Source organism: Streptomyces sp. NPDC004051, from assembly GCF_053604275.1.
This window is the reverse complement of record NZ_JBSGHG010000013.1, coordinates 42,529-56,446: the sequence shown is the minus strand read 5'-3', so window position 1 is coordinate 56,446 and position 13,918 is coordinate 42,529. Positions and strand designations below refer to the sequence as shown.

The 13,918-nt window shown below is 71.6% G+C and carries 13 protein-coding genes; all 13 read right to left on the bottom strand.

Annotated features, from left to right (window positions below):
* Positions 1-75: 75 nt before the first annotated feature.
* The 13 genes from ACWEQO_RS16295 to ACWEQO_RS16235 all read right to left on the bottom strand — a co-directional run bounded on the left by ACWEQO_RS16295 (position 76) and on the right by ACWEQO_RS16235 (position 13,900).
* The gene (locus ACWEQO_RS16295; RefSeq protein WP_452983444.1) at positions 76-2,016 is read right to left on the bottom strand and encodes an ATP-binding cassette domain-containing protein; all 1,941 of its coding nucleotides are present in this window, start codon (positions 2,014-2,016) and stop codon (positions 76-78) included.
* Positions 2,017-2,250: 234 nt separating this feature from the next.
* On the bottom strand, positions 2,251-3,363 hold the full coding sequence (locus tag ACWEQO_RS16290; RefSeq protein WP_452983441.1) for a hypothetical protein: 1,113 nt from the start codon (positions 3,361-3,363) through the stop codon (positions 2,251-2,253).
* Positions 3,364-3,367: 4 nt separating this feature from the next.
* On the bottom strand, positions 3,368-5,413 hold the full coding sequence (gene fxlM, locus ACWEQO_RS16285) for a methyltransferase, FxLD system (protein WP_452983438.1): 2,046 nt from the start codon (positions 5,411-5,413) through the stop codon (positions 3,368-3,370).
* A gap of 37 nt (positions 5,414-5,450) precedes the next feature.
* Positions 5,451-6,521, bottom strand: coding sequence for a lanthionine synthetase C family protein (locus ACWEQO_RS16280; protein ID WP_452983435.1), 1,071 nt, complete (start codon positions 6,519-6,521; stop codon positions 5,451-5,453).
* Entirely contained in the window at positions 6,518-8,557 is a 2,040-nt protein-coding gene (locus tag ACWEQO_RS16275) for a lantibiotic dehydratase family protein (protein ID WP_452983432.1), read from the bottom strand. Before ACWEQO_RS16275 ends, ACWEQO_RS16280 begins: the two co-directional genes overlap by 4 nt.
* An 89-nt stretch (positions 8,558-8,646) precedes the next feature.
* The gene (locus ACWEQO_RS16270; RefSeq protein WP_311582985.1) at positions 8,647-8,832 is read right to left on the bottom strand and encodes an FxLD family lanthipeptide; all 186 of its coding nucleotides are present in this window, start codon (positions 8,830-8,832) and stop codon (positions 8,647-8,649) included.
* A 127-nt stretch (positions 8,833-8,959) separates the two neighbouring features.
* Positions 8,960-9,427, bottom strand: a complete 468-nt coding sequence (locus tag ACWEQO_RS16265) for a DUF6082 family protein (RefSeq protein ID WP_401459107.1) — start codon at positions 9,425-9,427, stop codon at positions 8,960-8,962.
* Positions 9,428-9,500: 73 nt separating this feature from the next.
* Entirely contained in the window at positions 9,501-10,076 is a 576-nt protein-coding gene (locus ACWEQO_RS16260; RefSeq protein ID WP_452983427.1) for a DUF6624 domain-containing protein, read from the bottom strand.
* Complete coding sequence (locus ACWEQO_RS16255) at positions 10,073-10,636, bottom strand: hypothetical protein (protein WP_452983424.1); 564 nt, start codon at positions 10,634-10,636, stop codon at positions 10,073-10,075. Before ACWEQO_RS16255 ends, ACWEQO_RS16260 begins: the two co-directional genes overlap by 4 nt.
* Before the next feature lie 83 nt (positions 10,637-10,719).
* Positions 10,720-11,079 carry a DNA-binding protein gene (locus tag ACWEQO_RS16250; protein WP_452983421.1) on the bottom strand — a complete coding sequence of 120 codons (360 nt, stop codon included), beginning with the start codon at positions 11,077-11,079 and terminating at the stop codon, positions 10,720-10,722.
* Between the two features lie 254 nt (positions 11,080-11,333).
* The gene (locus ACWEQO_RS16245) at positions 11,334-12,587 is read right to left on the bottom strand and encodes an acyl-CoA dehydrogenase family protein (protein ID WP_452983418.1); all 1,254 of its coding nucleotides are present in this window, start codon (positions 12,585-12,587) and stop codon (positions 11,334-11,336) included.
* Positions 12,588-12,671: 84 nt separating this feature from the next.
* On the bottom strand, positions 12,672-13,313 hold the full coding sequence (locus ACWEQO_RS16240) for a GAF domain-containing protein (RefSeq protein WP_452983415.1): 642 nt from the start codon (positions 13,311-13,313) through the stop codon (positions 12,672-12,674).
* A complete protein-coding gene (locus tag ACWEQO_RS16235) occupies positions 13,313-13,900 on the bottom strand; it encodes a GTP-binding protein (RefSeq protein WP_452983412.1) in 588 nt (195 codons plus the stop codon). The genes ACWEQO_RS16240 and ACWEQO_RS16235 overlap by 1 nt, the downstream gene beginning before the upstream one ends.
* Positions 13,901-13,918: the final 18 nt, after the last annotated feature.

Sequence of the window (13,918 nt, the reverse complement as noted above, 5' to 3'; positions counted from 1 at the left end):
ACGCGGGAGAGGTCACGTAGCTCTGCCTTTCGAGACGATGGGCGGGCGGGTGTGCAGCGTGTCGGCGACGGTTACTCAGGGGGTGTCGCCGCTCATCCGACGTTGCAGCTCCCACAGGGTCCGGAACAACCCTGGCTGCTGTGTGAGTTGGGCGTAGGTGCCCTCCTGGACGATCCGCCCTTCGTTCAGCACCACGATTCGGTCGGCGACAGCCACGTTGGTGAGGCGGTGCGTGATCAGCAGGATGGCGCGGTCCTTTGCCAGTTCGCGCAGGCCGGCGAAGATCCGGTGCTCGGCGCGGGCGTCAAGGGCGGCCGTGGGTTCGTCCATCACCAGCAGCGCTGCCTGCCGATGGAACGCGCGGGTGAGGACCAGGCGCTGCCACTGCCCGCCGGAGAGCTGCTGTCCGCCGAACCACTCGCTGGTCAGGAGGGTGTTGAGGCCCGAGCGGAGCTTGGGAAGCATCTCCGCGGCGCCGGACGCCTCGCACGCGGCGAGCAGGGCGGCGTCGCTGGTGTCGCCCTGCCCGAAGGTGATGTTGTCGCGCATCGTCAACGGCAGATAGGTGAACTTCTGCGGGACCAGCGCGACGTGCTCCCACGACCTCCACGGGTCCAGGTCCGCGGTGGAGGCGTGGTCCCAGGCCACGTCGCCCTCGGTGGGCAGCAGCAACCCGCACAGCAGGCGCGAGAGGGTCGTCTTGCCGGAGCCGTTCTCCCCGACCAGCGCCACGATCTCCCCGCGCCGAACATGCAGGGAGACGTTGCTCAGGCTGTCCTTCGGGGCGCCGTCGTAGCGGTAGGTGACGTCACGGACCTCGAAGCGCTCCGGGGGCGCGGTCACGGGCGCGGTACCGCGGGAGTCGGACATGGCCTGACCGTGAGCGTTGTCGAGAAAGTTCTGCCAGTCCTGCACGTACCAGCCGGTGCGCACCAGGCGGGCCCCGCCGTTGATGATGCCGCGCACCGAGCCGATGGCGGTCTGGAGGGCGAAGACGGCGCCGCCGCCGGCCGCCAGGCTCATGCGGCCGGAGGCCAGGAGCCACAGCAGCGCCGCCCACACCGCGGTCGATGCGACCCCGCCGGCAACGGCACCGGCCAGCCCCGTCCCAGCGCCGGTGTTCGCGGCCTTGCGTTCGGCCGCGTTGACCGAGGCGGCCAGCTTCCGGTACCGGCCGATCAGGAAGGGGCCGGCGAGGCAGGCGCGCATCTCCTCGCTCGACTCCTGGTAGGCCATGTGCCAGCGCAGTTTGCTCAGCATCCGGCGCCGCCCGGAGGTCTCCAGCCCGGCGAGGTAGAGCACGCGGGCGGAGCGCACGTACGCGGCGGCCTGCGGCAGGCAGGCGAGGAAGAGAAGGGGCAGGAGCAGCGGGTGCAGGACGGTCAGGACGGTGGCGCCGGCCGCGAGCGTGGCGGTGGCCGCGAGCACGTCCTGCGCTTCCTCGACGAGGTCGGGGGTGACCTGGGCGCCGCGGTCGGCGATGTCGTAGGCGTCGTTGTAGCCGGGCTTGTTGTTGGCGGCCAGTTCCGCGCCGAGCGCGGCTTCGATCATCGTCAGCTCCGCCGCCCGGCCGAGCACCGGACGCAGACGCCCGGTGAGCCAGACGACGGCGATGCCCAGCAGCGCGCGCAGGCCGGCGGCGGCGGCGATGACGGCCAGCTGCGGGGCGGCGTCCCACAGCCGCTCGGTGATGTCGCCCGAGGAGACCAGCGCGGTGATCGTGCCCGTCACGGCCAGGAGGCCGAGGGCCGCAAGGACGCCTGTCCCGATCTGGCACACCAACAGACCGATGGTCGCGCCGCGGTCCACGCGCCAGGCCATCTGCACCGAGCGCCGCACCAGCGAGGGAAGGCGCCGCGCCATGGTGCGGGAGGTCAGCAGGGAGCCGGCCTGGAGCCTCGACTCGTCGCGGTAGAGGTATTCCTCTTCTCGAACACCGGCGTCCTGCGGTTCGCCGTCCGGCGCGGTCCCCTTGGGCGGTTGCGGCGGCTGGTCCTGCGTAATGGCCGAGGTCATCATTCCCCCTAGGACGGTCGCTGCGGCAGAGTCGTGAGGTCTAACGACACGGCTGCGATATCGAACACACGTCATTCGGTCGTGCTGGAAAGCCCGTAATTCCCTGCGTCCGTGGAACCCGCAGGCGCCACATCCCTGGCCTGGCTTGGAGCGGCTGCGGGCAGGAAATGGCCGAAACGCCGATACCGCCACACCACGTGGGCAGTACGCCTGAGCACCGCAGGTCGCCCCCTCTTAACCGGGATTGGAGTCGGCCTGCAGCAGCTTTTCCAGCTCCCTCTCGGCGTTGCCGACCGCGCCTGTCAGGGCTTGGTGGTCGTGTGCGGACAGGGCGCCGGCTCCCAGTCCGGCCGCGGCGATCACCGCGGTCAGCGCGACCGCCTCCTGGTCATCCAGGGCTGACGCGGCGACGGGGTGGTGCAGAGCCTCTCGTGCGGCGTAGGCGTCGAGTCGGGCGACGCTGACGAGGGAGTCGAGTATCCGGGCATGATGGCGGCCGGCGCGGTCCAGTTCCAGGGCCGACAGGCCCGTGCGGGTCTGGAAAACGGCGGTCGGCGGATCGGGATGGGCAAGGAGCTGGACGGCTTCCTCCACGGTGCGGTCGAGATCGGCTCCAGGGACGGGGGCGTCGGCAGGCCGGCAGTGGGCGTGCAGGAGGAGGGCGACGGCTTTCTCCCAGGGCTCGGCGGGCTGGGTGGTGTCGATCAAGTCGCGGGCCTGCTGGTCCAGGCCCTGCTCCATCAGGGCCATGATCTTGATCTGGCGGCCGTCGAGGAGCCGGTTGCCGATGCCGCGGTGCTGAGCCATCGCGCCTGCGGCCTCGGTCCACCGACCGACCTGCGCGAGCGCGCGGGCACCGTCCACGAGCAGGGCGACGTACAGCTCCTGGCACACCGTGCGGTGGTCCTCGTCCGTGCCGGTCAGGGTCGAGAGGTCGACGGTGCGGCCGTCGATGTCGGTCTTGTTGCGGTGCCGGGCTGCGTCGTTGAGGCAGTGCAACAAGCTGTAGGCGAGTTCGCCGTGGCCGGCGCGGGTCTGGAGCCGGGCGAGGTTGACCAGCGGCATCAGCGACATGACGGTGACCCGTCCGCTGAGGCGTCCGGCGTTGGCGAAGACCTGGTGCTGGCGCCAGCACAGATCCTCGGCCAGGTCGGGCAGGCCGACGTCGGAGGCGATGAGAGCCGCGTAGTTGAGGACCCCGCAGGTGCGGGCCACCACGTCGTGGTGGCCCGCACCTGCGGGCGCGACGGTCAGCCCGGTGAGGTGGTTGATGCGCTCCTCCAAGGGGAGCGCGGGCGCCTTGGTGCGGCGGACCAGGGGGATGCGGCTGGCTATCGCGGGGATCATCGGCTCAGCCCTTGCGCGCCCAGTCGACGACCAGTCGGCTGTAGGGCTTGTCGACGACGAAGCGCGGGTCGTCTGCCGTCAGCCGGTCGTGCGAGTCGGCGACGGCCATCCGGAAGCCCGGTTCGGGAGCGTCGTTGCCGCCGCTGGCGTCCCAGGCGCGGATCTCGCTCACGACTTGCTCGGCGAGGTCGGCGCCGCTCTCGCCGTGGCCGATCACGCCGACCTCCCAGTACCGGCCCTTCTCGTCCTCGCTCTCCCGGATGGTCAGGTACGCGAGCGACCCGCCGTCGAGGGCTGCCATGGAGCCCCACCCGAAGTGCGGGGTGAACCCGGGGCGCTGGCCCGGCAGCCGCGAGAGGCCGTTGGGCAGCACGCAGGCCAGGTACAGGTACAGCCACTCCCAGGCTGAGCCCTGGCGGAACTTCACCCCGGTGTAGATCTTGGTCTGCTGCTGGTCGAGGACGGAGCGGAGGGCGTCGCGGTCGACGTCCTGCTCGCTGAACGTCTCCAAGCGCACGTTGCCCTCGCCGGCCATCGGCACGAGGGTGTAGACGTCGTCGCAGACGCCCTTGCGCAGCGGGATGAAGGTGGCCATCTCACAAGAGACGGTCTTCCACGTCTCTCCGTCACGTTCGAAGGCGAAGGAGCGGGAGACGCTGCCGCGGATCCGCATCGGCAGGACCAGGCGTCCCCCGGGAGCGAGCTGGTCGAGGATCTTCACGGGGACATCACCGGCGCCGACAGTGAAGATGATCCGGTCGTACGGGGCGTGCTCGGGCAGCCCGGCCGCGCCGTCAGCCATCACCGCAGTGGCGTTGTCGACGCCGGCCTCGGAGAGGTTCTTGTTCGCGCCGACGACGAGGTCCTGGTCGACGTCGAGGGTCCACACCTGCCCGCCGGGGGAGACGATCTTGCCGAGGAGGGCGGCGTTGTAGCCGGTGGCGGCCCCGGCTTCCAGGACCTTGTGGCCGGGCTGGGCGCCGAGCTGTTCGAGCTGGGTGGCGACGATGGACGGCGCGGAGATACAGGAGATCATCTCCCCGTGCTCGTCATGCTTGATCGGGACCGCGTCCTCCTTGTACGCGCTCTCCAGGTCAACGCCGGGCAGGAAGGCGTGCCGGTCGGTGGTGTGGAAGGCGTCGATGGCCGCCTGGCTGCGCAGGTGGCCGCTGCCGACGAGGCGCTGGGCGAGGGCTTCGCGCAGCTGGTTGGGGTCGGTTTCGGGTGTCACGGTGGTCTCCATTCGAGGGAGGCTAGGGTCCGCGGAGGCGGACTTGGGGGTAGACATGTCGGCTCCTTCTCCGGTGGAGAAGGCGACGTGACGGCCGAGCCACGCGGTGGCGGCCTGCGCGTTGGCAGTCACGCCTGCGCGGTTGAACGCGAAGATCGCGTGATGGGCGATGACGCCCCGGATTCCGCGTATCAGTCGGCCGTCGGCGGCGAGCCGGCGCAGGCGGCGGCCGGCGTCCTCGAACGCGGCGACGCGCTCGGTCCAGCCGGTTTCCGCGTCGGGGCGCAGGGCGGCGTCGGCGTTCATCAGCCGTCGCATCGCGGAGACGGCCTGCTCCAGCGCAGGGCCCTGGGGCGGGGTGACGGGGGGCCGCAGGGCGGCCCATTGGGCGTAGACGTCTCCGGCTTCGAACGGGTCCAGCCCGGCCGCGCGGATCATGGCGGACAGCAGCAGCACGCTGCGCTCGCGGGCGCTGGGGGTGCCGGTCTCGGCGAGCGCGGCAGGGCTGTCGGCGCAGAACACGTCGTGTGCGACCGCCATGCCCTCCAGGCCGCCGAAGGCATATGTCTCCGGCTCGTAGATCCCGCCCGTCCAGCTGGTGATGACGCGGTCAGCGACGAGCTGGTCCAGTAGGCCGGTGGCGGGCTGTTCGGTGCGCAGGCGCACGCCGGCGTCCTTGCGCAGGAAGTGAAAGCGGTGTTTGGCCAGCGCGGACGCCAGGGCCCGAGCAGCGTCCACATGCGGATCGGCGAAGGCCACGGATGCGTGCCACCAGGACGTGGCCGGAGGGATCGGCAGGTTCTCGTCGTCGAAGGCCATGGGGAGGCAACTCCTTGCACGTCGGCAGGTTCGGGGGTCAGGTGAGCAGGAGGGCGCGGCTCCAGCCGGTGGTATCGGTGGCTTGCAGGGCGAGTTGGGCTCCGGCGCGGCCTTCCATGAAGCCGAGCTTGGGCAGGCGCTCCCAGTCGGCGGCCAGCCGTCGGTGCAGGTCCTGGATGATCGGGGTGAAGCGGTCGGGTGCGGGGCTGTCGGCGGCGACCGCGCGGGTGAGCGTCAGCAGCCCAGCCCAGCCGTGGCAGAGCGTGGAGTCGGTGATGCGGTCGAGGCGCAGCGGCTCGGTGAGGGTGGTCTCGATGGTGTCCTCGGCCGCCCGGCGGCGGGCGGGGTCGCCGAGGGCGAGCGCGGCGAGCTGCTGGGCGCGGGCGATGCCGGGCTGGCCGTAGCACCAGGACTGGCGGGCCGGTTTCGCCTCTGGCGGCTGGTCGGCGTCCAGGTGTGCTGCGGTGGACCAGTAGTGGGCGCCGTGCCGGTCGAGCCAGGTCGCGAAGGTGTCGACGGCTTCCTCCTGACCGGGGACGCTGATGCCGTCGCGCAGAGTGAGGGAGAGCACGGCGAGGGGCCCGGCGATGCCGTGAGCCATGCCGTTGTTGCCGTGCCCGCCGGCCATCTCCTCCCCGTCGGGGCCGACAGGCGACCACCACCCGGGCAGTGTCCGGCCGTCACCGGGGGTGGGGTGGGCGAGCGCGACGAGGCAGGTGAGCACGTCGGGCAGCCGGGGCGCGAGCGGTTGGCGGGAGAGCAGGAGGGCGGCGAGTCCGGTCATGCCGCGGATGAGGTCCCATTCGGCGAGGTGGGGCAGCGCGCCGGCCGCCTGGCGGCGGTGGGCGGCGGCGAGCCGGGCGTCCACGACGCGGTCGACGGCCGCGCGGACGTTGTCGTCGGCTCCGTGGGCGCGGGCCAGGACGAACTCCAGGGCGGGTGCGCCGTGGAAGAGGCTGGCGTTGCTGCCGGTGCTGACCCCGCGGGCGGTGGCCTGGGTGAGGTGGCGGCGGGCGGTGGACAGGTCGCGGCGCTCGATGTCGAGCAGGGCCATCCCCAGGGCGCCCTCGGACAGGTCCTGCGTGCGGGGCACGGTCGTCGTGGTCATGAGCGCCTGGCCAGGGGGACGACGATGCTGTGAGCCCGGCCGCCGATCCACCCGTCGGAGTCTGGCGGGGGCGCGTCGTGCAGGGTGGCGATGCCGAAAGGGCTGGCGTCCAGGTGCGCGCGCAGGAGGTCCAGGTCGATGTCGCGGGCGAGGTCGAGGGGCAGCTGCTGGTCGTCCTCGGCGAGCAGGACTCGCTCCGGCACGCGGAACCGGGCACGCCAGGCGTGGAGTTGGTCCGCCCACTGCTGGAGTGGGGCGGTGCGGGCAGGCAGCGTGCGGCTGTGGATCTTCCAGCGGGCGGCGGTGAGGATGGTGCGCCGGTAGGTGAGGGCCGGGGCGAAAGGCAGGGTCCAGGCGGCGCCCCAGTCGAACCAGGTCACCTGAGGGGAGGCGGCCCGGCTGATCTCGCCGAGGAAGCGGGCCATCGGCGGGGTGTAGTTGTTCCACAGGAAGTTGATGGCGGTGGGGGCCAGCAGCTCCAGCGGCTTGCCCGTCACGGACTCCACCAGCTGAGGGCGGCCGTCGGTGACGGTGACCGACAGGTCGCGGGGGAAGAGGACGTGCGAGGCGGGGCGGCGGAATTCACCGACGCTCACCACGCGGGGCAGGGCCTGGGGCGCACGGGTGAGCAGGTCGGCCGCCACCCGTCCGGCGTGGAAGGAGAGCTGCGCGAGTTCCGCCTCCGGATTGACGGTGGGCAGATGCGCGTACGTCGCCTCGGTTCCGGGGAGCAGGTGCCAGAACCGGCCGGTCATCGATCCGGCCGAACGGGAAACGGTCAGCACGCGCAACCGGAAGTCACCCCGGTCCAGGGCAGGGCCGGAGGAGGCGTGGACCTGCGCGGCCAGTTCGAGGTGGGGCGCCGCGTCGCGCGGCTTGCCGCCGGCCGCTGCCTCCAGTTCCTCGATCATCACCCCGGTCACCGCGACGGTGCGGCTGCCTTCGGCGGCGGCGGCGCCGGCCAGCTCCAGCAGTAGACGGTCCCGCCGGGACATCGGCCGAGGGGGTTCGCTCGCCGTGACGAACCCTGCAGGAAAGCCCACGCCCCGGTCGGGGTCCGTGGCCACCTCCACCGGCACTGAGGTGTTCTCGCCGTAGCGCTCGGAGAACTGCTCGATCCACCGCCGCCAGGTCGGTGTCCCGTTCGGATGGGTGACCAGGCGGGCCAGGACGGTCGCCGCGGTCTCCGCTTCGGTCAGCACCTGCTCGGGCAGCCGCACGTCGGCGTCCAGCCGCAGGTCGCACGCAGCCCGCAGTCTGGCTGTCTGAGCGCGCGCCGCAGGCGGTAAGACGTCGGTGGGATCGGCGACGGTGGCGGGCGCGCGCAGCGAGGAGCGCAACAGCCGCACCCGCAGCAGTTCACCGAGCAGCCGGTCACGCGCGGTGCCGTCCACGGCGGGGAACTCCGCGGCCAGCTTCTCTGACAACTGGCGGTACGCGATGGGTGATCGGGCCAGGTCGAGCACGAGACGCAGTGCGGGGCTCAGAGCGAGGCGGAAGGCGGCGTCTCCCTCCGAGGGCACGTGGATGTGCCGGTCGCGCTGCCGGATCAGGGTGTTGACGCAGACGTCGGCGTCGGCCATGCGCGCCGCGTCGCTCTCCCAGGTGCTGAGCATTTCCTCGAGCCCGACCGGCTCGGGGCGGGCCACGGCCTGGTGCTCGTCGCCGATGCGGACGGACGTGGTCTGGTCGAAGCCGAGCGGGACGACGCCGGCGAACAGGCCAAAGGGGGTGGAGCGGCGGGCGTAGCGGATTGCGTAGCGGGCGGTGGCCAGCGCCGCCCGGCGCATCCGGCGCACCTTCGGTGTACGGCCGTCGATGATGGCCCGCACCTGCTCGGCCAGGTGAGGGCTCGCCTGCGACACGGTCCGACGGAAGTCGGTATCGGACCACACCGTGCTCAGCCACGCGCGCCACTCTTCCACGGGCGCCGTGGATGACGGCCAGAGCGGCATGGCGGGCTCGGTGGTGTGCACCGCGGCGCGCAGCATGGCCTGCCCCGCGGCCTCGTACAGAATGGGCCGTCGCCGTGTCATCAGGGCTCTCCTCATCTTCTGGCGTGGCGGGCGGGGCGGGCCGGACGGGGAGAGTCCCCATCCGGCCCGCGTTGCCGGGGTGTCCCGGCTTACGAGGTGGTGCAGGCGCTGGGGCAGGAGCTGCCGCAGGTGTCACCCGTGCTGCACATCAGGACCGTCTCGGTCGCCGGCGTGCCCTCGATGAAGGTGATGTCGAGGACGAACGGGTCGTCCTCGGTCTTCGCGAGGTTCGCCTGCGCGGGAGCGGTCGGCCTCTCGGCCTGGATGGCGGTCATACATGCCTCCTAGGAGTGGGTGGTGCGGGATGCCGAGGCCCGGTCGGACCCCGGGGTCTGCCACCAGACGGCGACGGGCGGCGAAGGCGCCTGCGTGGTCGCGCGCCGGGGAGTCGGGTTGGTGCCGTCAGGCCGTAGCGGCCTGTGCCCGCGGGGGATTTTTGGCGGCCTGGTCCAGCACCCGGGTGAAGTGCTCGGCCTGCTCATCGCCCTCGGCCTCCTCGGCTCGGAGGCCGCCGAACCGCTTCCAGTAACGCTGGCAGACGTCGCTCTCCATCAGCTTCGCGGCGTACCACGGCAGATGTCCGGCGCGGACGAAGCCGAGGCGGTTGCGCAGGCTGAGCATGCAGATGAGCTGGTTGGCTTTCAGCAGCTGCATGTACTCCTCGACGTCCATGTCCTCGGGCGTCCAGAGCTTGGCGAGGTCGGGGTTGGTGGAGATCTGGGCCAGCCAGTCGAGCTGGTTGCGGGCGAGAACCGTCTCGTTGCGCTCGGCCTGGTGCCGCGCGTCCTGCCTGAGCCGGACGGTTCCGACCACCGCGCTGGTGAGAGAGACGGCCGCACCGGTAGCCAGGACGGCGGTGGTGAGCTTCATCGGTCAACGATCCTTTCGCAGGGCGGAGTCGCGGCCGGCAGGCCGACTGGTGGAGAACCTGGGGGTCGCGTGTTCACGCGGCCCCCGCGAGGACGACGGTCGGGGCTTCATCGGCAGAGCGGTCCGGCGTGTAGCGGCGGCGCACCGCCTTGAGCGCGATGGCAAGCGGCGGCAGGCCCACCGTTGCCCTGCGTGCGTCGACGGACGCCGGCGCACGCAGCGGGCACAGCTCGATCCCGTCGGCGCTCAGCAGGAGCTGGGTGCCGTACTCCTGGTCCTGGCCGGTGTTGATGAGGGTGCGGTCGTGCAGGCGTGCCCAGTGGTGGACGAGCGCGTCGTTGGACTGAACCGCTCGTTCCAGCAGTCTGGAGGCGGCGCGCTGGAAGCCTGAGTCGTCGTCGCTGTGCAGGGCGATGCGCCAGGCGGCGCGGGCGCCGGAAACACCGACGAGGCGGTGGCCGGGCCAGTCGTGCTCGGCCAGGATGCGACGCAGCATGTTGGTGTTGGCGTGGTCGGTGTGCCGGCCCTGCCCGAGTTGGACTGCGTCGAGCTGGTCGCGCACGCGCTTGGCGCGGTGCGCGGCCGACGCCTGTGCGCGGGCGATCAGCTCGCGGGCGATGTCGGGTCGCTGTGGCTCGACGGTTGTCACGCGGTGCTCCGATCGTCCCCTGTCAGATAAGAAGCATGGGCCTGGCAGCTGATCAGTGCGCTTAGTCCGGGGCGGTGCTCGGCGGCCAGTTCGAGGCGGGCGACGCGGTCCCCCTCCCGTCCCGGACCGGAACCCCGCACGTCCCAGCCCATGTCGGTGAACCGACGCAACAATGCGGCGATGGGCTCGGCTTGGAGGGCGTGGCGGGCCAGGATTTCGGCCCGTACGAGCGGGAGGCTCTGCCGAGCGGCGAGGTCGGAGGCCCACAGGGTGATCAGCCGGGTGATGTCGTCGGGCTGCTCGGGCAGGGTGTGGATGCGTCCCAGGCGGAGGCAGGGGCCTTCGCCCCAGCTGAGGCCGGGGTCGCGCGCGGGGACCATGCAGGCGAGCAGCTTTCCGTCCTCGAACAGACCGGCCGAGTTCGTCTGCGGGTCACGGAACAGGGCTGGCACGTCGGCTTGAGCGGGCACGGGGAGGCCGCGCAGGGTGAGCCAGCGCTGCCGGTCCTGCACGAGAGCAGCGGCTTCCGCGCGCTCGGCGTCCGTGCGTAACGTGCGCACCGCGTAAACGGCGCTCGGGTGCTCGGACGCGAACGAGGTAGCAGCCGGAGGCTCCTCGCGGGCCAGGGGAGTGGGGAGCCTTCTCACTGGCTCGCTCCGCTCCGCGCCACCGGGTCGGTCGGCAGCAGCTTCCAGCCATGGGCAAGGATCACCAGGTGGGTGATGTCCCGCGCGCCTGTGTCGGCGAGGAGTTGGTCGAGTGCGGCGCGCTGGTCGGCGGGGGCGAGCTTGGCGGCGACGGCGATGTCGCGGGCGTCGCTGTGCTCGGCAACGGCTCGGAGCAGCAGCAACTGGTCGGGGCTGAGCGGTGGCGCCGGCCTGTCCGCCGTGGGTGAGGCCACCTGCTGGGTGGTGAACAGGCGGTGCACGATCACCGCGGGCTTGCAGCGGGGCGGGCAGTGGAGGCTTTCGCGGAGGTCGCGGATGTACTGGCGGACGGTCACGGCCGACAGGCTGGTCTCTGCCGCAATCTCTTTGGCTGTGAGGCCGTTTGCGAGGTGCTGTGCGGCACGCTGCAGGGTCGGCGTCAGAGGTGCGATCGGTGCGCTGGTCGTCACGGGCGGGGTCACGGTGTCTCTTTCTCGGCTGGGTGGATGGTCAGGTGGGGGAGGTGCCGCCGGTCCCCGCGGGGGACGGGGGCCGGCGGCACGGGCCCGTGCGCGGCGGTTTGGATCCACGGGGTGCCGCGCACGGGTGCTCATGCGGCGGTCGGGTCGGGGTGTGCCCAGGCGGCTTCGGCGGCGAGGTGTTCGGACCACTGGATGTGGTCCTCGTCGAAGGCGGCGTCGGCCAGGCGTATGCGCTGGACTTCGCCGGTTCCGGCCGGTGGGTAGGTGTGCTGAATGTCGCGCCACAGGCGTTGGAGGACGTAGTCGCGGTCGAGGGCGTGGGCGCCGTGCAGTTCCATGGCGTCCTGGGCGGACTGCATGGCCCACTGGTGGCCGAGGTATTTCGAGTTGATCAGGTCGGCGTCGCAGGGCAGGCCCTGGTCGAGGAGGTGCACGGCCTGATAGGCGAGTATCCGGCCGGCGCGCAGGCGGGCTTCCATGCCGCCGACGCGGTCCCGCAGGACGGGCAGGTCGGACAGGGCGCCCCGGTAGCGGGCACGGGTCTTGAGCCGACTGGTGGTGGTGTCCACGACCGCTTCGTGGATGCCGAGGCTGACGGCGGCCAGGTTGGGGCGGCCGTAGAGGATGCTGCTGCTCTGGGCCACGGCCAGTCCCTGGCCGACCTCGCCGACCACGTTGTCTTCGGGGACGCGGACGTGATCGAGGTCGAGGCGGCCGGCGGAGAAGCCGTGCAGGCCGAGGCTGGCACGGTGGTCGGGGACGGAAAGCCCGGGGCGGTCGGTTTCGACCATGAACGCGGTCAGCGCCTGCGAGGTGCTCACTCCGGCCGCGGCGGTGCGGGCGACGACGAGGTGGGATCCGGCGAGGTGACTGTTGCCGATATGGATCTTGCTGCCGGTGATCACCCACTCGTTGCCGGCGCGTTCGGCGGTAGTCTCGATGCCGCCGATGTGTCCGCCGGCGAGCGGTTCGGTCACGGCGATCGACAGCAGCAGGGAACCGTCCGCGACCCTGGGCAGCCAGCGGCCCTTCTGCTCATAGGTGGCGAAGTGCAGCAGGGCACCCACGGGAATCAAGGTGGCCTGCAGGATGCTCGCGGCAGCCGCCGAGACCCGCGCGATGCGGTGGACCAAGACGGTCTTGGCCACGTGTCCGGCGCCCAGCCCGCCGAAGACGGCCGGGACGGTGACGGCGAACCAGCCCCGGGCGGCCATCAGGGCGGCGACCTTGCGCTCCACCCGGCCCGGAGCAGCTTCCATCCGCGCGGCGCGCACCGCGACGTGCTCGGCCGCGAAGGCGTCCGCCTCCTGCCACAGCAGATCGTGGCGGGCGGTGAGGTAGGGGCGCAGCGCCGGTGGAGGCGTGGTGGGTGTGGCGGACATGGTCTCCCTCTCCCTGGGTGAAGGTCGCAACGCGGAGCGGCCGGGGATCGCCTACGGCTCCCGGGTGGGGGGTTGTGGAACGGCCTAGCGGACGGGGGCGCGGGCGATGTGGTCCATCACCTGCGCACTGGCGTTGATGACGATGTCCCGCAGACGGCGAGCCTCGGACAAGGGCCGCTTCTCGGGGTCGATGACGCACACCGTGCCCAGCACCGTGCCGCTGTCGTGGATGAGCGGTGCACCGAAGTAGGAGCGGATCCCGACGGCGTCGACCACCACATTGCCGCTGAAGCGCGGGCTGGCGTGCACGTCGTGCAGTGGGAGGGCCTTCTTGCGGGCCATGACCTCCGGGCACCAGCCGTGGTCGCGGCTCATGGCGCGGCCGACGATCACGAACCCGCTGTCCGCGGGCGGCTGGTGCAGTCCGACGAAGGTCTGCTCCTCCAGGAACAGGTTGACGAAGCCGTACAAGAACCCGGCCTGTGTGGCCATGTCGCGGGCCAGGTCGTCGAAGTCCTCGTTGGCCACCGGGGGCACACCCAAGCGGTTGAGCAGCTCGTAACGCTGCGCCAGCTCCAGCGACTGCTGGGGCGGCTGGCTGGTGAGGGCGGTGGCGGGCGGGGTGAACGGGCCGCGGGTGACGTCCCGCATGTCGCGTCGCGGCAAGGACCGTGCGGGCGGGGTGGCCTGCGGCGTGCGGTAGGGGTCGCTGGGGTGCTGTGACATCAGGCGTCCTGAAGGGTGGTGGAAGGGGCGTGACCAGCGCGGCTCGTGGCGGCGTTGTTCACGGCGTGGTCGACGAGGGTCAGCAGAACGTTGGCGACGTGGTTCGGGTCGCGGGCGTCGCAGGTGACCACCGGTACGTCGGATGGAAGTTCGAGAGCGGTGCGGACCTGCTCGGGGTGGTAGCGGTGTGCGCCGTCGAACTGATTGACGGCGACGACGAAGGGCAGGCGGATGTCTTCGAAGAAGCTGACGGGGGTGAAGCTGCTTTCCAGACGGCGGGTGTCGACCAGGACGACCGCGCCGACGGCGCCGCGGGAAAGGTCGTACCAGAGATCGACGAACCGGTCCTGGCCCGGCGTGCCGAACAGGAAGAGCTCCAGGGGCATCAGCGCGTCGGGCAGGCTCAGGCGGCCGAAGTCGAAGGCGACCGTGGTGGTCCGCTTGGACGCCAGGCCCGCCAGGCTGTCGACGTCCGCGCTGGCCTCGGTCAGGTACTCCTCCGTGCTCAGCGGTGTGATCTCGCTGACGGCGCCCACGGCGGTGGTCTTGCCCGCGCCGAAGCCCCCGGCGATCACGATCTTCAGCACTGTTGGCGCACCGGCCTG